The sequence below is a fragment of the Isobaculum melis genome, from assembly GCF_900111355.1.
GTDB lineage: Bacteria > Bacillota > Bacilli > Lactobacillales > Carnobacteriaceae > Isobaculum > Isobaculum melis.
The window spans coordinates 48,951-75,740 of sequence record NZ_FOHA01000007.1; the positions used below are offsets into that span (position 1 = coordinate 48,951).

Sequence of the window (26,790 nt, forward strand, 5' to 3'; positions counted from 1 at the left end):
TACACCTCCTGTTATTTTATATTATCCTTGACGTTGTTTGTGTTTAGGATTTTCACAAATCACCATAACACGACCATTACGACGGATTACTTTACATTTTTCACAAATCTTTTTTACTGATGGTCTTACTTTCATAAATAATACCTCCCATATTATTGACGGAGTGCGATTATTTAAAGCGATAGGTAATTCTACCACGTGTTAAATCATACGGGGACAGTTCTACCGTTACTTTGTCTCCAGGTAAAATTCGAATGTAGTGCATACGGATTTTTCCTGAAACATGAGCCAATACTACATGGCCATTTTCAAGTTCCACTTTAAACATTGCATTCGGCAATGTGTCAACGACTGTACCTTCTATTTCAATGACATCGTCTTTCGCCACGCCTTGTACCTCCTTAGAATTGTTTCGCATTGTTACGCGATAAATGGCGAGGGCATCTGCACTCACCGTTTGTTCATAATCTCAACCTATTAATTTTAACACAAATTTGGAGTAATGAACAGACAAAATCTAACAGATTATATCATACTCTTCCATCTGTGACAAGCTAATCAAACCGAACAACGTACATTGCAACACTTTCATAAGGCAAGCCTATAGCGATTCTCCCATATCGTGAAGAACACAAATCAGGGATTCTCACTTATCAAGTATAGTTTGTACATCTTTGAAAACAAGCTTGATATCTTGTTCACCATTTACAGTGTTCAAAACATTTCTTGCTTCGTAAAAATCTAACAATGGTTTAGTTTGCTCTAAATTAATGTTAATGCGATTTTCAACAGTTTCTGGTTTATCATCTTCTCTTTGATAGAAATCATGACCCCCACAGCGATCACAAGTATCTGCCACTTTAGGTGGGTTAAATAGCTTATGATAGGTTGCGCCACAACTACGGCAAATGATTCTTCCTGTTAAACGATCCATTAAGATATTTTTATCTACATGAATGTTAATGACTGCATCAATCTTTTTCCCCAAGTCCTTCAATATGCTTTCCAACGCTTCTGCTTGCGCAATTGTACGAGGGAAACCATCTAATAAGAAACCTTTCTGGGTATCAGCTTCTTGCAAGCGTTCTTTCACGATGCCGTTTGTGACTTCATCTGGAACTAACTCGCCTTTGTCCATATAAGATTTTGCTTTGACTCCAAGAGGCGTTTCATTTTTCATTGCTGCGCGGAACATATCGCCTGTAGAAATATGTGGTACTTGGTAAGTATCAACAATTTGTTCAGCTTGTGTTCCTTTACCCGCGCCAGGAAGACCCATTAAAATGATGTTCATCCTAATTCCTCCTTAAAAGTAAGAATGAGTGTTGAGGAAACCTCAACACTTACCCTTAATTGATAAATCCACGGTAGTTACGTTTGGCAACTTGACCTTCAAGCTGTCTCATTGTATCTAGTGCAACACCTACAATAATTAATAGACTTGTACCACCTAGCATAATGCCTTGTGGTAATTTCCATAAATTAGATGCAAGAATCGGTAAAATTGCAATGAGTCCTAAGAAAAGCGCACCTACAGTACTTAGACGAACTAAGAGTTTAGAGATGTATTTTTCAGTTCCTTTACCAGGACGGACACTTGGAATATACCCACCTTGTTTTTGTAAGTTTTCTGCTACTTTTTCTGGATTTACTTGAATAAATGCATAGAAGTAGGTAAATACAATAATTAATACTGCATAAAGTACAGCACCAATTGGTTTTTGGTAATCAAATATACTGTTTAACACTTTAAACCATTGTTGATTTCCTTGACTTGTTGCAAAAAGTTGCAAAATAGTTTGTGGCGTAATAATAAATGAACTGGCAAAGATTACTGGAATAACCCCTGCTGAATTCACTTTCAATGGTAAGTGTGTGCTTTGAGAGCCAGTAAGCTGACTACCTGCACGTTTAGAATATTGAATTGGAATTTTTCTAGCAGCTTGTTGCATATAAATAACAAGTACGACGATTAATAAAATCGCGACAACTAACGCTACTGTAAACCCAATTTTCATTGGTAATTGTTTGCCAGCATTTTTAAGTTGTTGATTATAGAAGTTCATGATTCCCTCAGGAATACGTGAAACAATCCCAGCGAAGATAATAATCGATGTTCCATTTCCCATTCCATAAGCAGTAATTTGCTCACCTATCCACATTAAGAACATTGTACCAGCAGTCAAAATGAGTGCAATACTTAGATAAGTAGTTGTACCTGGATTTTTAATAAAACCAAATGCTGCTAAGCTATTGAAACCAAAGGAAATTCCGAAAGATTGGATAAAGGCCAAAACGATTGTCAAGTAACGAGTTACTTGATTCAACTTTTTACGACCAACTTCTCCTTGTTTTGACCACTCTACAAACTTTGGAATAATATCCATTTGTAAAAGTTGTACAACAATCGAAGCAGTAATATAAGGTGAAACCCCCATAGCAAAGATCGAATAATTTCCTAATTGTCCACCACTAAATGTATTTAATAATCCAAAAATCCCTGAGTCACCTAAGTTCCCCAATGCTTTTGCATTAACGCCAGGAACGGTTAAATGCGCTCCTAGACGATATACAATTAATAGACCTAATGTGAATAAAATTTTACTTCTAATGTCTTTTGCTTTGAAAAAATTCGCTAAGTTTTTGAACATTAGATCACCTCAACAGAACCACCAGCAGCTTCAATAGCTTGTTTTGCTGCTTCTGAGAATTTGTTCGCTTTTACAGTTAATTTTTTCTCAACTTGACCGTTACCTAGAACTTTAATTCCAGATTTTTCATTTTTGATGATTCCAGTTTCCACTAGCATAGCTGGTGTTACTTCTGTTCCATCTTCAAAACGATTAAGTGTTTCTAAATTAACAATCGCAAATTCTTTACGGTTGATATTTGTGAATCCACGTTTAGGCACACGACGGAATAATGGTGTTTGACCACCTTCAAATCCTAGACGTACACCGCCACCTGAACGAGAGTTTTGTCCTTTTTGACCACGACCTGAAGTTTTACCGTTACCAGATGAAGTTCCACGTCCAACGCGATTGCGTTCTTTACGAGAACCTTCTGCAGGTTTTAATTCATGAAGTTTCATATAGAATGAGCACCTCCTTATTTTTAACTATCTTACAAAGTTTTTTAAACTTCTTTAACGTCCACTAAATGCGAAATTGTGTTAACCATGCCTTTGATTGCATCATTAGCAGGTTTAGTCACTGTGCTGTTAAGTTTAGTTAAACCTAAAGCTTTCGCAGTATCTTTTTGATTTTGAGGACGTCCGATAACGCTACGTTTTAAAGTAATCTCTAAATTAGCCATTTCTTATTGTCCTCCTTCTATCCTAAGATTTCTTCTACAGTTTTGCCACGAAGTGCAGCAACTTCTTCAACACGTTTTAATTGTTGAATTCCGTTGATTGTTGCACGTACCATGTTAATTGGTGTGCTTGAACCAAGTGATTTACTTGTAATATCAGCAATACCTGCTAACTCTAGTACGGAACGAACTGGACCACCAGCGCTAATCCCTGAACCGGCTACAGCTGGTTTCATTAGGATATAACCGCCGCCGAAACGTCCAATAACTTCGTGAGGAAACGTTGCGTTTACCATTGGTACTTCCACAAGATTCTTTTTAGCATCTTCAATCGCTTTGCGGATTGCTTCTGGTACTTCTTGTGCTTTACCAGTACCAAATCCTACGTGTCCGTTTTTATCACCTACAACAACTAATGCAGCAAAGCGTAGACGACGTCCACCTTTAACAACTTTAGTTACGCGGTTGATCGCAACAACACGATCTTCTAATTCCAAATGAGTTGGATCGATATAAACCATGAATGGTGTTCCTCCTTCTATTAAAATTCTAGTCCATTTTCACGTGCTGCTTCAGCTAAAGCTTGCACACGTCCATGGTAAAGGTATCCACCACGGTCGAAAACTACTTCTTTAATGCCTTTTTCAGCAGCGCGTTTTGCAACAAGAGCACCGACTGCAGTTGCAGCTGTAGCTTTTGTTTCGCCTGAAACTTCTTTGTCTAATGTAGATGCACTTGCTAGCGTTACACCCGCTACGTCATCAATTACTTGAGCGTAGATGTTTTTATTAGAACGGAAAACGTTCAATCGTGGGCACTCTGCAGTACCAGAGATTTTAGAACGAACTCTTGCGTGTCGTTTTTGACGCACTTTATTTTTATCTGGTTTTGTAATCACAATTGTCACCTCTTTTAGTTAATGATATTGCTACTTATCGTAACAATATACGAGTTGCGGAAAATAGAAGCAGCAAGACAAGACAAACTTCTTTTAACAAAGTTAAACTTTATTAAAACAACTTTTCCTTGTTGCCCCGTTACAAGCCATTTTCCTATGCAGCTCTTATTATTTACCAGTTTTACCTTCTTTACGGCGTACGTGTTCGCCAACATAGCGAATCCCTTTGCCTTTATAAGGTTCTGGTGGACGTACAGCACGGATGTTAGCAGCTAATTCGCCAACGCGCTCTTTGTTCGCACCTTTTACAATCACACTTGTATTTGCTGGAACTTCAACAGTAATTCCCTCTTCAGGTGTGAATTCAACTGGATGAGAGTACCCAACGTTTAATACAAGTTTTTTACCTTGTAATTGCGCACGGTACCCAACCCCAATTAATTCTAATGCTTTTTCAAATCCTTCACTTACACCAATTACCATGTTATTTAAGTTGGCACGCATCGTACCATGTAAAGCACGGTGTTCTTTTGCGTCACTTGGACGAGTAAAAGTAACAGTAGTACCTTCAATATTCATTGTAATTTCAGGGCTAAATGAACGAGTTAATTCACCTTTAGGTCCTTTAACAGTAACCATTTCACCATTTTGAGAAACAGTAACACCTGCTGGAAGTTCGATTAGTTTATTACCAATTCGGCTCACTTCATTGCACCTCCTTATTTATTCGTTAATTACCAAACGTAGGCGATAATTTCGCCACCAACGTTTTTGCTTCTTGCTTCTTTATCAGTGATCACACCTTCAGAAGTAGAAACGATCGCAATACCAAGTCCGTTAAGAACTTTAGGTACTTCGCCAGTTTTAGCATAAACACGTAAACCTGGTTTAGAGATACGTTTTAAGCCAGTGATAACACGCTCGTTGTTTTTACCGTATTTAAGAAATACGCGAATAACACCTTGTTTGTCATCTTCAATATATTCAACGTCGCGGATGAATCCTTCACGTTTTAAGATTTCTGCAATATCCTTCTTCATTTTTGAAGCAGGAACTTCTAGAGATTCGTGACGCACCATGTTCGCATTACGAACGCGTGTCAGAAAATCTGCAATTGGATCTGTCATGACCATTGTACTATTTACCTCCTTTGCAAGTTTCGGTTTACCAGCTAGCTTTCTTCACGCCGGGAATTTGTCCTTTATAGGCAAGTTCGCGGAAGCAAATACGGCAAAGTTTAAATTTACGATAAACAGAATGTGGACGTCCACAGCGTTCGCAACGTGTGTAAGCTTGAGTTGAGAATTTTGCAGGTCTTTTATTCTTTGCAATCATTGATTTTTTAGCCACGTAGTTCGCCTCCTTTTATTATTTTTGGAATGGCATTCCAAGTTGTGTTAATAATTCACGAGATTCTTCATCTGTGTTTGCTGTTGTAACAATAACAATGTCCATTCCACGAATCTTGTCTACATTATCGTAGTCAACTTCAGGGAAAATTAATTGTTCTTTAACTCCTAAAGTATAGTTACCACGTCCATCGAAAGCTTTTTTGCTTACGCCATGGAAGTCACGTACACGAGGTAGTGAAACAGTAACTAATTTGTCTAAGAATTCATACATTCTTTCGCCACGTAAAGTAACTTTAGTACCAATTGGCATACCTTCACGTAAACGGAATCCAGCGATAGATTTCTTAGCTTTAGTAATCATTGGTTTTTGACCAGAAATTAAAGTTAATTCTTCTACAGCTTTATCTAAGTTTTTTGCATTAGCTACAGCATCACCAACACCCATGTTAATAATAATTTTATCAACTTTTGGTGTTTGCATGATTGAAGTGTAACCAAATTTTTCCATCATAGATGGTGTAATTTCTTTAATATATTTCGCTTTAAGGCGGTTCATGAAGTTTGTACCTCCTTCCTTATTTGATTATTTATCTAGAACTTCACCGGTTTTTTTAGATACACGTACTTTCTTACCGTCTTCCACTTTGTAGCCTACGCGAGTAGGTTCGCCAGTTTTAGGATCGATAAGCATAACGTTAGAAACGTGAATAGGGGCTTCGATAGTAAGAATTCCACCTTGTGGGTTTGCAGTATTAGGTTTTTGATGTTTTTTCATCATGTTCATACCCTCAACTACCACGCGGTCTTTCTTAGGAAAAGCTTTAAGAACGATTCCTTCTTTCCCTTTGTCTTTACCGGAAATGATTTTAACTTTATCACCAGTTTTTACATACATTTCTTTCTTGCACCTCCTTCATGGGATGGTTGTTTATTACAGAACTTCTGGAGCTAGTGAAACGATTTTCATGAAATTGTTGTCACGTAATTCACGAGCAACAGGTCCAAAGATACGTGTTCCACGAGGGCTCTTATCGTCACGAATGATTACACATGCATTTTCATCAAATTTAATGTATGAACCATCAGCACGACGAGCGCCAGTTTTAGTACGAACGATTACAGCCTTAACAACTTCACCTTTTTTAACAACGCCGCCTGGTGTTGCTTGTTTAACAGTAGCAACTACAACGTCACCAATATTGGCAGTTTTACGACCTGACCCGCCTAGTACTTTAATTGTTAGTACTTCACGTGCACCTGAGTTGTCAGCAACTCTCATACGACTTTCTTGTTGGATCACTTCAGTATCCTCCTTTCGGATTTAGAACTACTTTCTACTGGAGTAGTAGTTTAAATAATAACAGCTTCTTCGACTACTTCTAGTAAACGGAAACGTTTAGTAGCTGATAATGGGCGAGTTTCCATGATTCTTACGATATCACCAGTTTTCGCTACATTATTTTCATCATGCGCTGTGAATTTTTTAGAGTATTTAACACGTTTACCATAAACACCATGTGTTCTATAAGTTTCAACAACAACAACAATGGTTTTTTCCATTTTGTCTGAAACAACACGGCCTTGGTAGACTTTGCGTTTGTTACGATCTTCAGCCATTCCTTACCAGTCTCCTTCCAATCAATTATTTTGTTAATTCACTTTGACGCAACGCAGTTTTAATACGTGCAATCGATTTGCGAACTTCGCTTAAGCGAGCAGTATTTTCTAATTGACCGGTCGCTAGTTGGAATCGTAGATTGAATAATTCTTCTTTATATTCTTTTTCTTTTTCAACCATTTGGGCAGTGGATAATTCTTTAAGTTCATTAGCCTTCATTCGATTCACCACCAATTTCTTTGCGTTTTACAATTTTAGTTTTTACAGGTAATTTGTGAGAAGCTAGACGTAATGCTTCACGTGCCACTTCTTCAGAAACGCCTGCAATTTCAAACATGATTTTACCACGTTTAACTGGAGATACCCATCCTTCAGGTGCCCCTTTACCAGAACCCATACGAACTCCGATAGGTTTTGATGTGTAAGACTTATGAGGGAAAATTTTAATCCATACTTTCCCACCACGTTTCATATAACGGGTCATTGCAATACGAGCAGCCTCAATTTGGCGGTTTGTAATCCAGTGTGATTCAGTAGCTTGTAAGCCCCACTCACCAAAAGATACTTCTTTTCCACCTTTAGCTTCTCCACGCATTTTCCCTCTGAACTCGCGACGGTATTTCACACGTTTAGGTACTAACATGACTATTTCCCTCCTTTCTCAGTATTCTTCTTAGTTGGAAGAATTTCTCCGCGACAAATCCAAACTTTAACACCTAGTTTGCCGTAAGTCGTATCTGCTTCTTCCCATGCGTAGTCAATATCTGCACGCAATGTGTGAAGAGGAACAGTTCCTTCCGAATGATGCTCAGCACGAGCGATATCTGCGCCGTTCAAACGACCAGAAACTTGAGTTTTGATCCCTTGAGCTCCAGCACGCATTGTGCGTTGGATTGCTTGTTTTTGTGCACGACGGAAAGCAACACGGTTTTCTAATTGACGTGCAATTCCTTCAGCAACAAGTTTAGCATCTAAGTCAGGTTTTTTGATTTCAACAATGTTAATGTGAACTCTTTTACCTGTTAATTCATTTAAGTTTTTACGTAGTGATTCAACTTCTGAACCACCTTTACCAATAACCATACCTGGTTTAGCAGTATGAACAGAAACGTTCACTCTGTTAGCCGCACGTTCAATTTCAACTGTTGAAATTGCTGCATCAGCTAGGTTTTTAGCAATATATTTACGAATACGTAAGTCTTCATGTAGATAGTCAGCGTATTCTTTTTCAGCGTACCATTTAGCATCCCAATCGCGGATGATACCGACACGCATACCTATTGGATGTACTTTTTGACCCACAGATTATCCCTCCTTCTGTTCTGATACCACAACTGTTACGTGGCTTGTACGTTTCATAATTGGTGAAGCTGAACCTTTAGCACGTGGACGGAAACGTTTCATTGTTGGTCCCTCGTTCACGAAAGCTTCAGTTACAATCAAGTTTGCAACGTCTAAATCATAGTTATGCTCTGCATTTGCAATAGCAGATTTTAATACTTTTGAAATAATTGGTGAAGCAGCTCTTGGAGTGAACTCTAAGATAGCAAGTGCTTCAGCAGCATTTCTCCCTCTAATAAGATCGATTACTAAACGAGCTTTACGAGGTGCAATGCGAACAGTTTTAGCAGTTGCTCTTGCTTCTGTAATTTGTTCTGACATGAGTAATCCTCCCCTCGAAAATTATCGTTTAGTTTTTTTATCGTCCGCAGCGTGACCGCGGTACGTTCTTGTTGGTGCAAATTCACCTAATTTATGTCCTACCATATCTTCCTGAACGTATACTGGAACGTGTTTACGTCCATCATATACTGCAATTGTGTGACCTACGAAGCTCGGGAAAACTGTTGAACGACGAGACCAAGTTTTAACAACTTGTTTCTTATCAGATTCGTTCAAAGCATCCATTTTCTTCATTAAATGTTCATCGACAAAAGGTCCTTTTTTCAGACTACGACCCATGGTTGGAACCTCCCTCCAATATTTGGACTAGCTATTAACTAGCTAACTTAAAATTATTTTGTTTTACGACGACGTACGATAAATTTATCAGACTTCGCTTTTTTGTTACGTGTTTTGAATCCAAGTGCTGGTTGACCCCATGGGCTAACTGGCGCTTTGCGTCCGATTGGTGCTTTACCTTCACCACCACCGTGTGGGTGATCATTCGGGTTCATTACAGATCCACGAACAGTTGGGCGTTTACCCATCCAACGAGAACGACCTGCTTTACCAATGTTAATTAATTCGTGTTGTTCGTTACCAACAGAACCGATTGTCGCACGACAAGTTCCTAGGATCATACGAACTTCACCTGAGTTTAGACGTACTAATACGTATTTACCTTCTTTACCAAGCAGTTGTGCGCTTGTTCCAGCAGAACGTACTAATTGTCCACCTTTACCAGGTTTCATTTCGATATTATGGATAACAGTACCCATTGGCATATCTTGTAATTCTAATGCATTACCAACTTTGATATCTGCATTTTTACCTGATAAAATTCTTGTTCCAACTTCTAGCCCTTTAGGAGCAATGATGTATGTTTTCACACCATCAGTATATTGGATTAATGCAATGTTTGCAGAACGATTTGGATCGTACTCAATTGTTTTAACAATTCCTTCAATATCGTCTTTGTTACGTTTGAAGTCAATCACACGGTACTTACGTTTGTGACCGCCACCATGGTGACGAACAGTGATACGACCGTTATTGTTACGACCAGCAGTTTTCTTCATCGGCTCTAACAAAGTCTTTTCAGGCGTTGTAGAAGTGATTTCAGCGAAATCTGAACCAGTCATATTACGGCGACCGTTTGTGGTAGGTTTATACTTTCTAATCCCCACGTGTTTCCCCTCCTATTTTTGCAGTTTCTATTTATTCAGCTGTGAAAATTTCAATATCTTTTGAGTCAGCAGTTAAAGTGATAATCGCTTTACGGCGTTTCTTAGTGTATCCAGCGTATTTACCCATACGTTTTAATTTACCACGTACGTTCATGATATTTACGTTTTTAACTTTCACTTCGAAAATTGCTTCAACAGCTTGTTTTACTTCAGTTTTGTTTGCTCGAACATCCACTTCAAAAGTGTATTTTTTATCATCTGTAATCGCCATTGACGCTTCAGTGATAATCGGGCGTTTAATTACGTCGCGTGCATCCATTATGCAAGTACCTCCTCTACCTTAGTAAGAGCAGTTTGTGTAAGAACTAATTTAGTATGTGATACAACGTCTAATACGTTTAAGTTTTCAGCAGTAATCACTGTTACACCTGGAAGGTTACGAGCTGATAATGCTGCAAAGTCGTTATCATTTTCAATAACTACTAATACTTTAGTATCTACATGAAGGTTAGTTAACACTTGTGCGAATTCTTTAGTTTTTGGTGCATCAAATTTTAATGCATCCACAACGATTAGATCTTGTTCAATCACTTTGTTAGAAAGAACTGATTTAATTGCTAAGCGACGAACTTTTTTAGGAAGTTTGTAGCTGTATGAACGTGGTGTTGGTCCGAAGACAACTCCACCTCCACGCCATTGTGGTGAACGGATTGACCCTTGACGAGCACGACCAGTTCCTTTTTGACGCCATGGTTTACGACCACCGCCGCGGACAGCACTACGGTTTTTTACCGCGTGATTTCCTTGTCTAAGTGAAGCGCGTTGCATGATGATTGCATCAAACACAACGTTTTCGTTTGGTTCGATACCGAAAATTGCGTCGTTTAAAGTAACTTCGCCGTTTTGAGTACCGTCTTGTTTGAATAATGCTATGTTAGGCATTCCTTAGTTCCTCCTCTCTTCTCTATTATTTAGCTGCCTTAAGGGCAGTTCTGATTTGGATTAATGATTTTTTAGCGCCTGGTACGTTTCCTTTGATAAGAATCAAGTTCTTTTCAACATCAATACGTACAATTTCAAGGTTTTGAATCGTAATACGTTCGCCACCCATACGGCCTGGTAATAATTTACGTTTAAATACTCGGTTAGGAGCAACTGGACCCATTGAACCAGGACGACGGTGGTAACGAGAACCGTGAGACATTGGTCCACGACTTTGTCCGTGACGTTTAATAGCGCCTTGGAAACCTTTACCTTTTGAAGTCCCTGTTACATCAACGATGTCGCCTGCTGCGAACATATCAACTTTAATTTCTTGTCCTACTTCGTATTCCCCTAGCGTTACATCGTTAAATTCACGAATGAAGCGCTTAGGAGTAGCATTTGCTTTTGCTACATGACCTTTAGCAGGTTTGTTTGACAATTTTTCACGAATATCTTGGAAACCTAATTGAACAGCTTCGTAACCATCGTTCTCCATTGTTTTAAGTTGTAAAACAACGTTTGGAGTTGCTTCGATTACTGTTACTGGAATTAATTCTCCATTTTCAGTGAAGACTTGCGTCATACCTACTTTTTTACCTAAGATTCCTTTGGTCATGAGTACACCTCCATTATTTTTTATTTGTTAGTTTTAATTATAGTTTGATTTCGATATCAACGCCGCTTGGTAAATCAAGCTTCATTAGTGCATCAACAGTTTTTGGTGTTGGATTCACAATATCGATCAAACGTTTATGCGTACGCATTTCGAACTGCTCACGAGAATCTTTATACTTGTGAGTCGCACGGATAACTGTATAAACTGATCTTTCAGTTGGCAATGGAATTGGACCAGACACGCTAGCACCAGTTCTTTTTGCTGTTTCTACGATTTTATCCGCAGATTGATCTAAGATACGATGTTCATACGCTTTTAAGCGGATACGAATTTTTTGTTTTGCCATTACTTTCCCTCCTTCGCCTATTTTTACGAAATTAGACATTGCTCCACGAAAATTTCCAACACACTCGCCATGGCAAAGCGGCCGGGTGTGTCGCAACCTCCCGTTTCAAAGCCCGGGGTCTTACAAGTCGCCCCCTGTGCATCACTTAAGACAAGTCCTAATTCAGCACCTTTTCTAGTATACTCGATTTAAAATCAGATAGCAAGCTTTTTTCAGCGATTTATCTAGGTTTTCTTGCATTTTTTTGATAGAAGAAATGAAAAGGTTTGCAGGTTGATTGCATTATTTTTCTAAGCGATCTTTTTGAATATTTTGATTCAATTGATACACTACGACCATCACTAAATGGAAAGTCGTAAAAGCTAGGACAAAATACATTAAATCCGAGTCAAAAGCACTTAACATAACCCCTAACGTTTCTATTGGTTTAGTAATCAGATGAATTGTATGCAATCTCAAGAACCTTCCTAAATAAATCGCATAGCTCGTTAAAAAGGATACTAGCAGCATCCAGCCAGTCCAAATCACAACATGGTGTCGCCCTATTTTTGTTAAGATAATTTTTGTCACAATTTGTAAACTAAGCAATCCCATGAATAGACCTAAAACAACACCAATCGCCAAAATCACAAAATGAAAATAGACATTTGGGTCACTCATTGTCATTCCAACTGCTGATAAATGAAAAAAGTCAGTCAGCATATACGGAGCATTTGGATAAAATAAAAACCAACTAATTAATAATGGCCATAGCATCAGCGTCTGCTGATATTTTTTCATAAAAAAAGCAATTTCTAATGGGATATAAGCCAAAAAGACATTCAACCCTAAAAAGCGATAACGGTTTTCTACGGTATAAATAAAGATAAAGAAGAGATACACCAAGATTCTATACAACCATTTATTTTTCACCCTCTTTTTCCTCCTTCCTTTTATTTCTGCACACATCCTCAGTAGTATACAAAAAAAAGATTTAGTTTTTATTAAAAAGCTAAATCTTTTTTATTTTCTTTATTTTATACGGTAAAGTATCCAAGGTTCCTTCGAGCCTTTCTGGAAGAACCATTTTTCTCTTAGTAAACCATATTCTTCTTTTCTACCTTTTATAACACGATTGCTTTGCGTATCCACAACATAATCAATTGCTCTTGCTTCTATTTCCACACTAAATTTTTGATGCGCTTCAAGCCACTTAAGATTACCTACTTTACGTAACACTAAATCTTCTATGATATTTTTTTGGTGTTTGTTTTTCATTTTAGTGATTTTCTTAGTATGTAACTGTAAGAGCTCTTTTCCATAATATTTTTCCACTGAAGATAAATTTTGTTTTTGCCAAGCTTCCTGAACAAGATAAAATATTTTTTCAACCTCTTGATCTATCACAACCTCTTCTGGATTTTGATAATCCAAGATGTCTATTTCTTTTCGACTACTAGAAGATCGATATTTTTTCCTACCAGAGAACAAAACAAATGCACCAACTCCTAGAGAAAATAAAAAGGCAAAAGGATTACTTTCATTTGATGTATTGGAATCGGAATGGTCTGACCAATGATCGTTATGAGTTGTTCCACCACCAGTATCTCCACCATTACCACCTCCACCATTGTAATCTGCTCCACCTCCACCAGCAAATGCAGATACCGGTTTTGTTAGCGTGCAGCAAAGCAACAAGCTAAATAGTAAACAAATGATTGCTTTTTTCAAACGAACACCTCTTTCTCCTTTCAGTATAAATAGTTACCATCCTCTTGTAAAGCAGCTTTCTACATCAATAAAACAACAAAAAAAGAGCACGCATAAAGCGCACTCTTTTAGAAAACTTAATTGAATTAAGCTTTGATTTCTGAAACAACACCAGCACCAACAGTACGTCCACCCTCACGGATAGAGAAGTTAGTACCAGCTTCGATAGCGATTGGATGGATTAGAGAAACGTCAATAGTAACGTTATCTCCAGGCATTACCATTTCAACGCCAGCAGGTAATTCACAAACACCAGTAACGTCAGTTGTACGGAAGTAGAACTGTGGACGGTAGTTAGTGAAGAATGGAGTATGACGTCCACCCTCTTCTTTTGATAATACATAGATTTCAGCTTTAAAAGCAGTATGTGGTGTAATTGAACCTGGTTTAGCAAGTACTTGACCACGTTGGATATCTTCACGAGCAATACCACGTAGTAATGCACCGATGTTATCTCCAGCTTGAGCGTAATCTAATAATTTACGGAACATTTCAACACCTGTAACAGTTGTTTTAGCAATTTCTTCAGCAATTCCGATAACTTCAACTTCATCACCAACGCGAACTTCACCACGGTCAACACGACCAGTAGCAACAGTACCACGACCAGTAATTGAGAATACATCCTCAACTGGCATCATGAATGGTTTGTCAGTATCACGTTCTGGAGTTGGGATATATTCGTCAACTGCAGACATTAATTCTAGAATTTTTTCTTCGTATGAAGCTTCGCCTTCTAGAGCTTTAAGAGCTGAACCAGCAACAACTGGAGTGTCATCGCCAGGGAAATCGTATTCGCTTAATAAGTCACGAACTTCCATTTCAACTAATTCTAATAATTCTTCGTCATCAACCATGTCAACTTTGTTTAAGAAAACAACGATGTATGGAACACCAACTTGACGAGAAAGTAAGATATGCTCACGAGTTTGTGGCATTGGACCATCAGCAGCAGATACTACTAAGATAGCACCATCCATTTGTGCAGCACCAGTGATCATGTTTTTAACGTAATCCGCGTGACCTGGGCAGTCAACGTGTGCATAGTGACGTGTATCAGTTTCATACTCGATATGAGAAGTACTGATTGTAATACCACGTTCTTTTTCTTCTGGAGCGTTGTCGATATCAGCGTAGTTTTGCGCTTCACCGCCACCGTGTTTTGATAATACAGTTGCAATTGCAGCTGTTAAAGTTGTTTTACCATGGTCAACGTGTCCGATAGTACCAATGTTAACATGGGGTTTTGAACGGTCAAATTTTTCTTTAGCCATTTTAGTAATTTCCTCCTTAGAGTTTCTTATTTTTTTATTTGATTTCACCATAAAATACAGTGTATCTTACGATAAACCAATTCGTAGAAATTATACCGAGTATCGTTAGAAAAAGCAAGCACCTATCTTCCTATTAAATAGTCAGATTATTTAGCGCCACCATTTTTCTTGATGATTTCCTCAGCAATTGATTTAGGAACATCTTCATAATGATCAAATGTCATTGAGAATGTACCACGACCTTGAGTTGATGAACGTAAAGTATTTGAATAACTAAACATTTCAGCAAGAGGAACCATTGCACGAACAACTTGTGTGTTACCACGAGCTTCCATACCTTCAACACGTCCACGACGAGCTGTAACATGTCCCATAATATCTCCTAAATTATCTTCAGGACATACTACTTCTACTGCCATAATTGGCTCAAGGATAACTGGATTTGCTTTTTTAGCAGCATTTTTAAGAGACATAGAAGCCGCTACTTTAAATGCCATTTCATTTGAATCGACATCATGGTATGAACCATCATAAAGTTTTGCTTTAATATCAATTAATGGATATCCGGCTAATACACCGTTTGCCATTGCTGCTTCAAGACCAGCTTTAACCGCTGGAATATATTCACGAGGAACAACCCCACCGACAATTGCATTTTCAAACTCGAAGCCTTTTCCTTCTTCGTTTGGTTCGAATTCAACCCATACGTGTCCGTATTGACCTTTACCACCAGATTGACGTACAAATTTACCTTCTGCTTGTGTTGAACCACGGAAAGTTTCACGGTAAGAAACTTGTGGTGCACCAACGCTTGCTTCTACTTTAAATTCGCGTCTCATACGATCCACGATGATATCTAAATGAAGCTCACCCATACCAGAGATAATTGTTTCGCCTGTTTCTTGGTCAGTTTCAGCACGGAAAGTTGGATCTTCTTCAGCAAGTTTTTGAAGTGCCACACCCATTTTATCTTGGTCAGCTTTTGATTTTGGTTCAATCGCTACTGAGATAACTGGTTCTGGGAACTCCATTGATTCAAGGATAACTTCGTCTTTTTCAGCACACAATGTGTCCCCAGTTGTTGTATCTTTAAGACCAACAGCTGCAGCGATATCTCCTGAATAAACTTGTGTAATTTCCTCACGTGAGTTTGCGTGCATTTGTAAAATACGACCTACACGTTCACGTTTACCTTTTGTTGCATTTTTAACGTATGAACCTGATTCTAATGTACCAGAGTAAACACGGAAGAATGTTAAACGACCTACGAATGGGTCAGTCATAACTTTAAATGCTAAGGCTGAGAATGGTTCTGAATCATCAGCATGACGTTCAACTTCTTCACCAGTACCTGGAAGGGTACCTTTAATAGCCGGAACATCAAGTGGTGATGGTAGGTAATCAATCACTGCATCAAGCATTAATTGAACCCCTTTATTTTTAAACGCAGAACCACATAAGACTGGATAGAATTCAGCTTTAACTGTTGCAATACGAATCGCTTTAACAAGTTCATCATTAGAGATTTCTTCGCCCTCTAAATATTTCATCATTAAATCTTCGTCTGTTTCAGCTACCGCTTCTACCAATTTATCACGCCACTCATTTGCTAATTCTTGATAATCAGCAGGAATATCTTCTTCTTTAATTTCAGTACCTAAATCGTTTGTATACATTTCGGCCTTCATTTTAATTAAGTCAATAATTCCTGTGAAATTTTCTTCAGCACCGATTGGCAATTGAATTGGGTGTGCATTTGCTTGTAAACGGTCAAGGATTGTGCCTACAGAATATAAGAAGTCTGCGCCCATTTTATCCATTTTATTTACGAATACGATACGAGGTACACCATAAGTTGTCGCTTGACGCCAAACTGTTTCAGTTTGAGGCTCAACACCTGATTGCGCATCTAAAAGTGCAACTGCACCATCAAGTACGCGTAGTGAACGTTCAACTTCGACTGTAAAGTCTACGTGTCCTGGAGTATCAATAATGTTTACGCGGTGACCTTTCCATTGCGCAGTAGTTGCAGCAGATGTAATGGTAATACCACGTTCTTGTTCTTGTTCCATCCAGTCCATTTGAGCGCCACCATCATGGGTTTCGCCAATTTTATGGATTTTACCAGTGTAATAAAGGACACGCTCAGTTGTTGTTGTTTTACCAGCATCAATATGCGCCATGATTCCAATATTACGTGTATTTTCTAAAGAAAACTCTCTAGCCATAATTCATTTACTCCTCTCTCTTGTCATTTAGATTATAGAAGGTTTGGACCAACTATTTTTTAGTATGCTACTCTTTATACAAGAGAGTATCTTACCAACGGTAGTGAGCAAACATTTTGTTCGCTTCTGCCATTTTATGCGTGTCTTCACGTTTTTTAACTGCTGAACCAGAGTTGTTTGCAGCATCCATGATTTCTTTCGCTAAACGTTGTTCCATAGTATCTTCACCACGTAGACGTGAGTAGTTTACTAACCAACGTAGTGCAAGTGTTGTACGACGTTCTGGACGTACTTCCACAGGAACTTGGTAGTTAGAACCCCCAACACGACGAGCGCGAACTTCAAGAACTGGCATAATGTTTTTCATTGCTTGTTCAAACACTTCCATTGGATCATTGCCAGTTGATTCTTTAATAAGATCAAATGAGTTATAAAGAATAGTTGCAGCTTTACCACGTTTACCATCAACCATTAAGCGGTTGATTAAACGAGTAACCAATTTAGAATTGTACATTGGATCTGGTAATACGTCACGTTTTGTAACAGGACCTTTTCTAGGCATCCAAGATTCCTCCTTTCAAGAGTATATAAGTTTATTTGTTTAAAAATTGTTTGTTTTAGGTTAAAGCTTACGCTTTAGGTTTTTTAGCACCATATTTAGAACGGCTTTGTTTACGGTCTGTAACACCAGCAGTATCAAGTGCTCCACGTACGATATGATAACGTACCCCTGGTAAATCTTTTACACGTCCACCACGAATAAGAACAACACTATGTTCTTGTAAGTTATGTCCGATCCCTGGGATATACGCAGTCACTTCAAGTAAGTTAGACAAACGCACACGTGCATATTTACGTAACGCTGAGTTAGGTTTTTTAGGAGTCATTGTTCCCACACGAGTACACACACCACGTTTTTGAGGTGAGCTAGTATTTGTTTGTGCTTTTTTGAAGCTGTTGTAACCTTTATTTAAAGCTGGAGAATCAGATTTATCTAATTTCGCTTTACGAGGTTTACGTACTAATTGGTTAATAGTAGGCATTGGTAGTTTCCTCCTTCCTTCATTTCATGTTCTTAGTCCACACATCCAGGTGGTTCTTTTTTTAGCAAAAAAATAATGGCTGAAATCAGCAATCCATTTTCCTACTTAAAAATTAAATGGCACTGCACCAGTCAGCACGACTGTTTAACAGAAACTACATGCAAATGCACCTTTGTCATCATAGCACGGTTAAGTCGGTGTGTCAATTGATTTCCACAACAAAAAACCAGAAAACAAAATAGCTCTATCTGATTTCTCACTCTTTTCCACTTAACAAATCGTCGGAATGGAGATTTAAACAAAAGACGTTTAGCTCCGAATACCAAGTCCTTCACCAAGTAGGCACTATTCATCATCGAATCACTTTGTTCTCCGTGATTCTTAGCAACTCTATCTGTATCATGCTTCTTGTCATGCTTCTTGTCATGTTTCTAAGGATTTTAATCCTTAGAAACATGATACAGATCGAACATTGTTCGACTCTAAACCTTTATATTTCCCTTAGAAACACGATACAGATCAAATGCAGTTTGACTCTGAACCTTATAAAGTTGTCGTGATTGAAGCGCATCGTAGTAGCTACTTTTCTATCTCAACTCGTACTTCATTGTAAATCAACGCAATTGGAGCAAAAGACCCAACACAAATCGAACAGAATTCAAATTTGTTTCTTATTCAAGAACGTTCTATTCCAATGTGCCAAGATTCATTTGCTGATTCCCCCAACTGTAAGACCTTGGTTCAGTAGTCATGGGCTGCAAATAAAATGTCACCCAATACTCTTTCCTATCATTACTGTCTATCGTTGGAAAACCAACTAATAAGTTAGACGGCTGATGCGCTACATTTTCATTTGTTAAAACATACCCCTTATATTGGTAATATTCAGGCACTACCAGACCCACACGATAATATCTCTCAGGCAATTCTCTCATTAATTTCGCTGTCATATAGTCATCAGCATCCTTAGTAAGAGACTTCGCTAAAACATTTACTGTGCCATAGTTTTTTGTCACAGCTACGTTGTTTAATGCATCAATCTTATCTATTTCAGCATAAGCTTTTTCTGGTATCACAACATTTGAATTTGTATTTAATACAACTTGTTGAATATGGAATACTATTTGTTGTTTTGTGTAATAATAAATAACAACTTGTGGCTCATCACTATATTGGCCTATTTCAACAGAATCCATCCTCTCATAACCCTCAATATCTTTTCTAAACTGCGCAGAAGTATTATAGGGGTCTCCAATTGAAAACTCATCTCCAATCGTTATCACTTCATCAGCTAGTGGCTGATTATTGTCTTTACTTAAATATTGGACACTGACCCGCTGAGGAATTGCTGCACTATGGGAATTTTCATCATTTTCTTCTTGCTTACCATAAGGTCCTTCATACGCACTATATTCTACATAAAACCCTCGATTAGCATTTGATCCCACATAATCATTATTCAAGTCATTCCAATTCGGACTATTTTTCTCTGCAAATTGCAAGACATATTCCCCACCAACTGTTTGCCAATTGTCTGGTTGATTTGCATTCCAAGCGTTGTATACACCTATTGGCCTAGTACCATTTTGGTGTGTAAACCCTGTGAAAAATATGCTTCCAGCTTCCGGACCATCTGCCCAATACCAATCTGGTTTAGCGATACTATAGCCCAGCATCGAATTCGGCAATTTTGGTTCATCTAGCAACTTCCCACCATTTGGATAAACCATCCGAGTTCCACCAAGCCAACCAGGCAGCTTGGCAATCGAGTTAAAAATGTACTCATGCTCAGCTTTGCTAGTAACAGTAGCAAGATACCCTGTTAACCCTTTATATGTCATACTTTTTGCTTTGTTGTACGCATTTAACCAGGTATCGATTTCTGGTACAAATTGATAATAATGAGTAACATTTTTGTCATCTACCCAAGTAGAAATCGTTGCTTTATTAACAGAAATCTTAATTTCACCTTTTGCCTGCTTTTCATCTTTAAAGGTTATTGTTAAACCTTTTAAAGCTTCACAAACATCTGCAGGTGTATTTTTACTCGTCTCATCTAAAATATAGCCAATCACTGAAGCCGTTGACGTATTATCCGTTTTCCAACCTAATGGTAAATCCATATTTATTTGTGCGCCATCCGGAACCACAATACTGATAGAACCAATTGCCTCGAAGGATTCATCAATCAATAAATTTTCCAAAACAAATCTCTGACCCTCTCTTTTCACTGTAAATTCAATCACTTTTTTCAATTCCGCTTTTACCTCATTCTGAGCAGTTGGTAGATCCCTCTCTGCCGCTTCACTTCTATGTGTAAAAACAAGAAAAAATAGTAAGAAAAATATCGCTATGTAACCTTTATTTTTCGTTTTATATCGCACAAATATCACCCTTTTTTAGTAATTTATGACTGTAAGTAACATTTGTTTTATGCAAAACATAATAACGATACATAAAACCCAAAACAAAAAAAGCTCAAAAAGATTGATATAGACATCTTTTTAAGCTTAATCTGTTAAAGGTATAGGGTTATTTTAAGAATAGAATAAAACTCGTGCATAAAACAAATGTTACTTTCAAATTATATTATATCCCATTATCACAAAGTGTCAATTATAGTAAAACACTGCAACGATCAGCCTCAACACCATTTAATTTTAACTAAAAACAAAATGTAACATAATCAATCATCAAATTCTGAAAAATACAATAAATTGATACTATAAACTTTTTTTACAATAATCTCTTTAATTCTCTCAATACAAATTTTGGCAGCTCTTCTTTTTTCGTCATTACTTATTCCAATTAAAATAAGTATTGTTAAACAATCCGGCCAAATCCAGGTCATTCCGATTATCAAAAAACTATCTACCTAACCAAAAAACTTTATTCATTAGCTTTAAAACATAAATAAAAACAAGTAAGCGTTTCATTTACGAATATTATTGATAATAAAAACGTTTAATGTTAGAATTTTCTTGGTTGGAATAAAATATAAGGAGCTTGATAAAACAATGAAAAAGTCAAAAAATCTTTTAAGTAAGTTATTCGTCTTTAGTTTGATCTTTACCAGTTTCTCTCCAGCAGTTTTTGCAGAAGAAAAAAGTCTCAATCCAACAATTGAAGAATCTCCTGCAGTTTCAACAGAACCTATCGTTGAATCTTCCCTACAACCAGAGCCAACCATAACAACTACTTCCCCTGAAACCGAACCCAGTCAACCACAACTTCAAACGCAATCAATAAAAGAAATCACCCCAAAAGTAAAAACAACCATTCCATTACAATTATTAGGCATTAACGATTTCCATGGTGCATTAAGCACAACTGGAACCGCATATATAGAAGGCACACCTTATCGAGGTGCAGGAAGAGCCGCTTTACTTGCTTCTTATCTCAACCTGGCTGAAACAAATTTTAAAGCACTCAAGCCAACTGGAACAACTTTACGCGTTCAAGCTGGGGACATGGTGGGCGCAAGCCCTGCAAACTCCGGTTTATTACAAGATGAACCAACAATTCGTGCTTTAAACCGTATGAATTTTACAATTGGCACTTTAGGTAATCATGAATTTGATGAAGGGTTAGCCGAATATAATCGGATTCTAACTGGTACTGCTCCTAAACCAGGAGAATTTAATACCATTACAGAAAATTATATTCGAGAAGCCTCTAAAACTGAAATTGTTATCGCAAATATGACTGATAAAAACACTGGTACCATTCCCTTTGGTTGGAAGCCTTACACAGTGAAATCTATAGAAGCAAATGGCGAAAGCGTCAAAGTTGGCTTTATTGGAATTGTCACGACCGAAATTCCGAATTTAGTGCTTAAAAAGCATTATGAAAATTACAATTTTTTAAACGAAGCAGAAACAATTGCCCGCTATTCAAAAGAGTTACGTGATCAAGGTGTCAATGCGATTGTTGTTTTAGCGCATGTCCCTGCTGTTAGCTCAAATCAGGTGGTTAGTGGTGAAGCAGCTGATATTATCAACCAGGTCAATGCGATGGACCCTGAGAATAGTGTTGATGCTTTCTTCGCTGGTCATAATCACCAATATACGAATGGGGTAACAGGTCAAACAAGAATTGTCCAAAGTACTTCACAAGGAAAAGCCTATATTGATTTAACCGGAGAATTAGATCCTGAAACACAAGATTTTGTTGCTATACCCGAAGCAGAGGTATTACCTGTCATGCCAAACCCAGCACTTACTGAGGATACAGGGATTCAATCCATTATTTCAGAAGCTGATGCTTTAGTTGCAATGGTTACAACAGAAAAGATCGGAACGGCTGTTGATGCACAAAACATTTCAAGAGAGCCTAATGCGTTTAAAGAATCGGCTGTTGGAAATCTTGTGACAGATGGTCAACGTTTCATTGCGAATCAATTAGGTTATCAAGTAGATTTTGCGATGACCAATAACGGTGGCATTCGTGCCGATTTATTAGTTGAGCCTGATAATGCCATCACTTGGGGTGCTGCTCAAAATGTTCAACCATTTGGTAATATCTTACAAGTTGTTGAAATGAGTGGCGAACAAATCGAACGTGTCTTAAATGAGCAATATGATGAAGGCGGAAAATATTTCTTACAAGTTTCTGGTTTATCCTATGTTTATACAGATAATGATGATGCAGAGCAACCTGCTAAAGTGCATCAAATCCGCAAAGAGGATGGCACTCGTTTAGATCCTAACGCCACTTACCGCGTCGTCATTAATGATTTTCTCTTTGGTGGTGGAGATGGCTTTAAAACCTTTACTGAAGCTAAGCTGGTAGGTGCTGTTGATCCAGATACAGAGACATTCATTAACTATATCAAAGCTCAAGAGGCTGCTGGTCAAGTGATTGATGCAAAAGTAACTGGGCGTAAAACTTATTTAAGTGCTACGGATATTCAAGCTGCAGAAACAGCGGCGGTTCAAGCAATTAAGGATGCCACAAAGATTCATACGCTAACAGAAGGGGATTCAGCATTAACTGGAACAACGCTACCAAATGCAATGATCTCTGTTCAATTAAAAGAAAGTTTAGCAAGGTCTAGCTTAACAACTACTGCTACTGAAAATGGTGAATTCAGCTTAGACATTACTAATTTAGCACTTACAAAAGATCAAATTGTTGCGATTACAATTACAGACACTGATGGCAATCAAGCACAATTTGAGCAAACGGTTCTTGAAAAAGCTCAAATAACTGAGACAGAAAAGCCTAATCCAAACAAACCAGATAATATTGGTAGTAGTATTGATCAGCCTAAAGGCAGTTCAACCTCTAAGGATCCAACTAAATTACCTGCCACTGGAGAAGTAACGACCTTCCTTCCAATTGCTGGTGTTTTGATGATTGGGGCTGCTGGTATTTATGTCATGAAGAAACGTAAATGTACGGCTTAGTTAATCGTTAAAAAATCCCATCCTGATGTTGATTCGCATAAGGATGGGATTTTTATATCAAACTATTGTATCGCTTTTTTCTTTTTTAGCAATGTAACCTGCTGTAAGTAACAAGGCCGCACCTATTAGCAAATTCATGTGTACGCTATTCTCACCTGTTTGCGGTAAGTTCTCTTTTACTGCGCTTTGTTCTTTTTCTTTAGGCTGTAGCCCGATTGCTGTCCCTTCATTCTTTTCATAAATAAAGGTTACTGTTTGTTCTTTATTTGTAAAGAAGCCATTGCTATTTGCAGGCTCTTCTTTTAATTGGTAGCCTTTAATTTCTTTTGGTAAAATATGATACTCAGAATCAAGCGCACCTTTTATCAGCTCTGAAGCATTTAATTCATTCCCTTGGGTATCATGATAACGAATCATGACTACACCTTCTTCAACTTCAGTAGATAATGGTTCAATCACTTGTATCGTTGCGACTTTTTCATAGGTACCTATTTGATTCACAATTCGATAGGTTACTTGATAGCTTCCCACTTGACTGGTATCAACCGCCCCCTCTACTTCAATTGTTGAAAAAGCAACTGGTTGTCCAGCTTTATCCACAGCTTGAACAAAGTTATGCTCAGCTAACCATGTTTCGCCTACATAAATCGTTGTATCTTTAACCAATATGTTGGTCTGATTTGCTAAGACGGTTACCTTGGCAATCGCTTGTTGCTTGCCATATTGATAGGTTACTTCATATTCATTCGGTGTTTGGGTATCGACTTTTTCTGCGTTTGTTACAGTGATTTCATTGAAAGAAACAACTACACCATCTTTATCCGTTGCTTCAACAAAGTTATCCACAGTTGTCCATGCTTCACCTGCATAAATCGTTACATCTTTAACAGTTATACTGGTTTGATTTTCTAAGACTATTACTTTCGCTGTTTCTTGTTTACCGCCATAATGGTAAGTCACTTCGTATTCGCCTGGTGTTTGGCTATCTACTTGATCGGCAGCCGTTATGATGATTTCTGAAAAAGGAACTTCTTTTCCATCTTTATCTGTTGCTTTGATAAAATTATCAATAGCTGTCCACGACTCACCTGTATAAATCGTTACATCTTTAACAGTTATACTGGTTTGATTTTCTAAGACCGTTACTTTCGCTGTTTCTTGTTTAGCACCATAATGGTAGGTCACTTCGTATTCACCTGGCGTTTGGCTATCAACTTGATTGGCATCTGTTACGGTGACTTCTGAAAAAGGAACTTCTTTTCCATCTTTATCTGTTGCTTTGATAAAATTATCAACAGCTGTCCATGCTTCACCTGCATAAATCGTTACATCTTTAACTGATAAGCTGCTTTTATCTGCAGTGATGTTTAATTGAATAGGATCTTCTGTTATTGAATTGGATTGCTCATTCTCTTGGTAAAATCCTGGTGCCTTAATTCTTACCTTAGCAAAAAGAGTCGCGGTTTCAAGTGGGCCAGTTTCATCAAGATAATCCTTCAGCTCGACCTGATTGCCAGCTCCATCTGTAAATTCAGTTAATTGATACTGATGTTTTGCAGATAATGTTCTTCCTTTCGCTAATCTTAAAAACGGGATAATGTCTTGTTGTTCAATCAAAGCAATTTCATCTAATGATGCAACCTCAAAAACTAGATTCTTCTTACTTAATTGAAGCTGATCTTGATTGGTTGTTGCAAGAGTTACCAATCCTGGGAAAAGTGGGCTTAAGCTAGTGTCCAAACTAGAAGCAGGCAATAGATTGGTTTGAATATCCAATGATGTTAATTGGGTTAATTGATGATTTGTTAGCATCGCTGGTAAATTGGCAATTTGATTATAACTGATATTTAAGCTTTTTAAATGGATGAGTTTTTCAAATACAGCGTCCGGCAATTGTGTAAGACCATTGTAATGAAGCGCTAAAGTTTCTAATTGTGTTAATTCTGCAAGGGAATCCGGCAGCGTATCAAGTTGATTATGGTCTATCTTTAATGTGACTAATTGACTTAAACTACCAATATCGGTTGGTAAGGTTGTTAATCTATTACTATAAACTTCCAACACTTTCAGCTTAGAAAAATTGCTTAAAGCAGGTAGTTCAGTCAATAAATTATTACCTAAATGAAGATTCACCAAAGAGCTCAAATCTGTAAAGCGGTCTGGCAATGCTGCAATGTTATTTTTAGTCGCATGTAAATTAGCTAAAAGCGGTAGCTGCGTCAAGCTATCAGGTAACTCTTCTATTTGATTCCAAGAAACTTCTAATGTTTTTAGTCTAGGAAATTTTTCAAAATTATCGGGTAAATAAGTGAAGTTATTTTTATTGGCAAATAGTTCAACTACTCTGCTATCTTTGTTGGTTGCTTCCGGAAATTTTGTTAACCCATTTTCGTTTAAGTAAACGGTAGCCAAGCTTGGCAATTCAAAAAAATTGGCAGGTAAGCTTGTAATAGCATTTTTACTTAAAAAAAGTGTATTTAATTTTGCTAGATCCATAAATGAATCAGGTAAGTATGTAAGTTGATTATTGGTTAAATATAAAGTACTTAAACTCTTTAATAAGCCAATATTATCAGGTAACTTAGTCAGTTGGTTATCTTGTAACCTTAGTGCTTCTAAAGCAGTTAGCTGCATCAATTCATCTGGTAGTTCAACTAGCTGGTTTCCTCTTAAATCTAAATCTTCTAAACGTTTGAATAGTTCAATTCCTTTAGCGCTTTGGATATTTAGGTTCCCTAAAACAAGCTTTTTAGTTTGTTGAATTTCTTCTACTGTTAGCTCATCAGCAACTGTTTTATTAAAAAAAGAGGCAATTGCTTGCGCAAGATTTGGATCTGGAAAAAGAGTCGTCATTGATCGATTAGTAGGTAATATCGCCTCATCTTCAGAGCGCATAGGTTCTTTATTTTCAGATAAAACGGCTGGTTCCTCAACTGGGACTTCATTGTCATCTTCTTCTACTAATACTGCTTCATTTGTTGCCTCTTCTACTAATGGATTAAATTCTGGTTCTTCTAAAGCTTGAACGCTACTTACTGAACTAGATAACATCAATGATGCCACTAATACAAAAATCATCCTTTTTTTCATTTTTTTCTCTCCTCTTACTCTGT

At 37.6% G+C, this 26,790-nt stretch carries 34 protein-coding genes; 1 reads left to right on the forward strand and 33 read right to left on the reverse strand.

From position 1 onward, the window contains the following. Nucleotides 1-21: 21 nt before the first annotated feature. The 32 genes from rpmJ to BMW29_RS07055 form a co-directional block, all read right to left on the reverse strand. Entirely contained in the window at nt 22-135 is a 114-nt protein-coding gene (gene rpmJ, locus BMW29_RS06900) for a 50S ribosomal protein L36 (RefSeq protein ID WP_092651780.1), read from the reverse strand. Between the two features lie 34 nt (nt 136-169). Next, nucleotides 170-388, reverse strand: a complete 219-nt coding sequence (infA, locus tag BMW29_RS06905) for a translation initiation factor IF-1 (protein ID WP_092651782.1) — start codon at nt 386-388, stop codon at nt 170-172. 258 nt (nt 389-646) lie between these two features. Next, nucleotides 647-1,294, reverse strand: a complete 648-nt coding sequence (locus BMW29_RS06910; protein WP_092651784.1) for an adenylate kinase — start codon at nt 1,292-1,294, stop codon at nt 647-649. A 55-nt stretch (nt 1,295-1,349) separates the two neighbouring features. Next, nucleotides 1,350-2,651, reverse strand: a complete 1,302-nt coding sequence (secY, locus tag BMW29_RS06915) for a preprotein translocase subunit SecY (protein ID WP_092651786.1) — start codon at nt 2,649-2,651, stop codon at nt 1,350-1,352. Continuing rightward, nucleotides 2,651-3,091 carry a 50S ribosomal protein L15 gene (gene rplO / locus BMW29_RS06920; protein ID WP_092651788.1) on the reverse strand — a complete coding sequence of 147 codons (441 nt, stop codon included), beginning with the start codon at nt 3,089-3,091 and terminating at the stop codon, nt 2,651-2,653. Before rplO ends, secY begins: the two co-directional genes overlap by 1 nt. Before the next feature lie 44 nt (nt 3,092-3,135). After that, entirely contained in the window at nt 3,136-3,315 is a 180-nt protein-coding gene (rpmD, locus tag BMW29_RS06925) for a 50S ribosomal protein L30 (protein WP_092651790.1), read from the reverse strand. Nucleotides 3,316-3,332: 17 nt separating this feature from the next. Continuing rightward, nucleotides 3,333-3,833, reverse strand: coding sequence for a 30S ribosomal protein S5 (gene rpsE / locus BMW29_RS06930; RefSeq protein ID WP_092651793.1), 501 nt, complete (start codon nt 3,831-3,833; stop codon nt 3,333-3,335). Nucleotides 3,834-3,853: 20 nt separating this feature from the next. Then, nucleotides 3,854-4,210 (reverse strand): 50S ribosomal protein L18, encoded by a 357-nt coding sequence (gene rplR / locus BMW29_RS06935; protein ID WP_092651795.1) that lies wholly within the window; start codon nt 4,208-4,210, stop codon nt 3,854-3,856. Between the two features lie 168 nt (nt 4,211-4,378). After that, nucleotides 4,379-4,915, reverse strand: coding sequence for a 50S ribosomal protein L6 (rplF, locus tag BMW29_RS06940; protein WP_092651797.1), 537 nt, complete (start codon nt 4,913-4,915; stop codon nt 4,379-4,381). Between the two features lie 29 nt (nt 4,916-4,944). Continuing rightward, nucleotides 4,945-5,343 (reverse strand): 30S ribosomal protein S8, encoded by a 399-nt coding sequence (gene rpsH / locus BMW29_RS06945; protein ID WP_092651799.1) that lies wholly within the window; start codon nt 5,341-5,343, stop codon nt 4,945-4,947. Between the two features lie 31 nt (nt 5,344-5,374). Continuing rightward, nucleotides 5,375-5,560 (reverse strand): type Z 30S ribosomal protein S14, encoded by a 186-nt coding sequence (locus BMW29_RS06950; protein ID WP_010052071.1) that lies wholly within the window; start codon nt 5,558-5,560, stop codon nt 5,375-5,377. A gap of 18 nt (nt 5,561-5,578) precedes the next feature. Continuing rightward, entirely contained in the window at nt 5,579-6,118 is a 540-nt protein-coding gene (gene rplE, locus BMW29_RS06955) for a 50S ribosomal protein L5 (RefSeq protein ID WP_092651801.1), read from the reverse strand. Nucleotides 6,119-6,145: 27 nt separating this feature from the next. Beyond that, on the reverse strand, nt 6,146-6,457 hold the full coding sequence (rplX, locus tag BMW29_RS06960; protein WP_092651803.1) for a 50S ribosomal protein L24: 312 nt from the start codon (nt 6,455-6,457) through the stop codon (nt 6,146-6,148). A gap of 36 nt (nt 6,458-6,493) precedes the next feature. Next, nucleotides 6,494-6,862, reverse strand: a complete 369-nt coding sequence (gene rplN / locus BMW29_RS06965; protein ID WP_092651805.1) for a 50S ribosomal protein L14 — start codon at nt 6,860-6,862, stop codon at nt 6,494-6,496. A 50-nt stretch (nt 6,863-6,912) separates the two neighbouring features. Then, nucleotides 6,913-7,179 carry a 30S ribosomal protein S17 gene (gene rpsQ, locus BMW29_RS06970; protein WP_092651807.1) on the reverse strand — a complete coding sequence of 89 codons (267 nt, stop codon included), beginning with the start codon at nt 7,177-7,179 and terminating at the stop codon, nt 6,913-6,915. A 25-nt stretch (nt 7,180-7,204) separates the two neighbouring features. Continuing rightward, nucleotides 7,205-7,399, reverse strand: coding sequence for a 50S ribosomal protein L29 (gene rpmC, locus BMW29_RS06975; RefSeq protein WP_092651809.1), 195 nt, complete (start codon nt 7,397-7,399; stop codon nt 7,205-7,207). Beyond that, nucleotides 7,389-7,823, reverse strand: coding sequence for a 50S ribosomal protein L16 (gene rplP / locus BMW29_RS06980; protein WP_092651811.1), 435 nt, complete (start codon nt 7,821-7,823; stop codon nt 7,389-7,391). The genes rpmC and rplP overlap by 11 nt, the downstream gene beginning before the upstream one ends. Before the next feature lie 2 nt (nt 7,824-7,825). Then, entirely contained in the window at nt 7,826-8,482 is a 657-nt protein-coding gene (gene rpsC, locus BMW29_RS06985) for a 30S ribosomal protein S3 (RefSeq protein WP_092651813.1), read from the reverse strand. Nucleotides 8,483-8,485: 3 nt separating this feature from the next. Further along, the gene (gene rplV / locus BMW29_RS06990) at nt 8,486-8,842 is read right to left on the reverse strand and encodes a 50S ribosomal protein L22 (RefSeq protein WP_092651815.1); all 357 of its coding nucleotides are present in this window, start codon (nt 8,840-8,842) and stop codon (nt 8,486-8,488) included. A 21-nt stretch (nt 8,843-8,863) separates the two neighbouring features. After that, nucleotides 8,864-9,142: a 30S ribosomal protein S19 gene (gene rpsS / locus BMW29_RS06995; RefSeq protein WP_092651817.1), complete on the reverse strand. Its 279-nt coding sequence runs from the start codon at nt 9,140-9,142 to the stop codon at nt 8,864-8,866. Nucleotides 9,143-9,195: 53 nt separating this feature from the next. After that, entirely contained in the window at nt 9,196-10,029 is an 834-nt protein-coding gene (gene rplB, locus BMW29_RS07000) for a 50S ribosomal protein L2 (protein ID WP_092651819.1), read from the reverse strand. A gap of 31 nt (nt 10,030-10,060) precedes the next feature. Continuing rightward, nucleotides 10,061-10,348 carry a 50S ribosomal protein L23 gene (rplW, locus tag BMW29_RS07005; protein ID WP_092651821.1) on the reverse strand — a complete coding sequence of 96 codons (288 nt, stop codon included), beginning with the start codon at nt 10,346-10,348 and terminating at the stop codon, nt 10,061-10,063. After that, complete coding sequence (gene rplD, locus BMW29_RS07010; RefSeq protein ID WP_092651823.1) at nt 10,348-10,971, reverse strand: 50S ribosomal protein L4; 624 nt, start codon at nt 10,969-10,971, stop codon at nt 10,348-10,350. Before rplD ends, rplW begins: the two co-directional genes overlap by 1 nt. A 25-nt stretch (nt 10,972-10,996) precedes the next feature. After that, a complete protein-coding gene (rplC, locus tag BMW29_RS07015) occupies nt 10,997-11,629 on the reverse strand; it encodes a 50S ribosomal protein L3 (protein WP_092651825.1) in 633 nt (210 codons plus the stop codon). Between the two features lie 37 nt (nt 11,630-11,666). Continuing rightward, nucleotides 11,667-11,975 (reverse strand): 30S ribosomal protein S10, encoded by a 309-nt coding sequence (gene rpsJ / locus BMW29_RS07020; protein ID WP_143047343.1) that lies wholly within the window; start codon nt 11,973-11,975, stop codon nt 11,667-11,669. 282 nt (nt 11,976-12,257) lie between these two features. Then, nucleotides 12,258-12,887: a DUF1361 domain-containing protein gene (locus tag BMW29_RS07025; protein ID WP_177165704.1), complete on the reverse strand. Its 630-nt coding sequence runs from the start codon at nt 12,885-12,887 to the stop codon at nt 12,258-12,260. 99 nt (nt 12,888-12,986) lie between these two features. Continuing rightward, the gene (locus BMW29_RS07030; RefSeq protein ID WP_177165705.1) at nt 12,987-13,685 is read right to left on the reverse strand and encodes a TIM44-like domain-containing protein; all 699 of its coding nucleotides are present in this window, start codon (nt 13,683-13,685) and stop codon (nt 12,987-12,989) included. A gap of 125 nt (nt 13,686-13,810) precedes the next feature. After that, on the reverse strand, nt 13,811-14,998 hold the full coding sequence (tuf, locus tag BMW29_RS07035) for an elongation factor Tu (RefSeq protein ID WP_092651833.1): 1,188 nt from the start codon (nt 14,996-14,998) through the stop codon (nt 13,811-13,813). Nucleotides 14,999-15,144: 146 nt separating this feature from the next. Then, complete coding sequence (gene fusA / locus BMW29_RS07040) at nt 15,145-17,226, reverse strand: elongation factor G (RefSeq protein WP_092651835.1); 2,082 nt, start codon at nt 17,224-17,226, stop codon at nt 15,145-15,147. A gap of 91 nt (nt 17,227-17,317) precedes the next feature. Continuing rightward, the gene (rpsG, locus tag BMW29_RS07045) at nt 17,318-17,788 is read right to left on the reverse strand and encodes a 30S ribosomal protein S7 (RefSeq protein WP_092651837.1); all 471 of its coding nucleotides are present in this window, start codon (nt 17,786-17,788) and stop codon (nt 17,318-17,320) included. 67 nt (nt 17,789-17,855) lie between these two features. Then, nucleotides 17,856-18,269: a 30S ribosomal protein S12 gene (gene rpsL, locus BMW29_RS07050; protein WP_092651839.1), complete on the reverse strand. Its 414-nt coding sequence runs from the start codon at nt 18,267-18,269 to the stop codon at nt 17,856-17,858. Nucleotides 18,270-18,955: 686 nt separating this feature from the next. After that, nucleotides 18,956-20,653: a MucBP domain-containing protein gene (locus tag BMW29_RS07055; RefSeq protein WP_092651841.1), complete on the reverse strand. Its 1,698-nt coding sequence runs from the start codon at nt 20,651-20,653 to the stop codon at nt 18,956-18,958. A 633-nt stretch (nt 20,654-21,286) separates the two neighbouring features. On the opposite strand from BMW29_RS07055, the gene BMW29_RS07060 reads away from it, so the two are divergent. Beyond that, nucleotides 21,287-23,677, forward strand: coding sequence for a bifunctional metallophosphatase/5'-nucleotidase (locus BMW29_RS07060; RefSeq protein WP_092651843.1), 2,391 nt, complete (start codon nt 21,287-21,289; stop codon nt 23,675-23,677). 57 nt (nt 23,678-23,734) lie between these two features. Here the strand turns inward: BMW29_RS07060 and BMW29_RS07065 are convergent, their stop codons facing one another. After that, nucleotides 23,735-26,767 carry a bacterial Ig-like domain-containing protein gene (locus BMW29_RS07065; protein WP_092651845.1) on the reverse strand — a complete coding sequence of 1,011 codons (3,033 nt, stop codon included), beginning with the start codon at nt 26,765-26,767 and terminating at the stop codon, nt 23,735-23,737. Between the last annotated feature and the right edge of the window lie 23 nt (nt 26,768-26,790).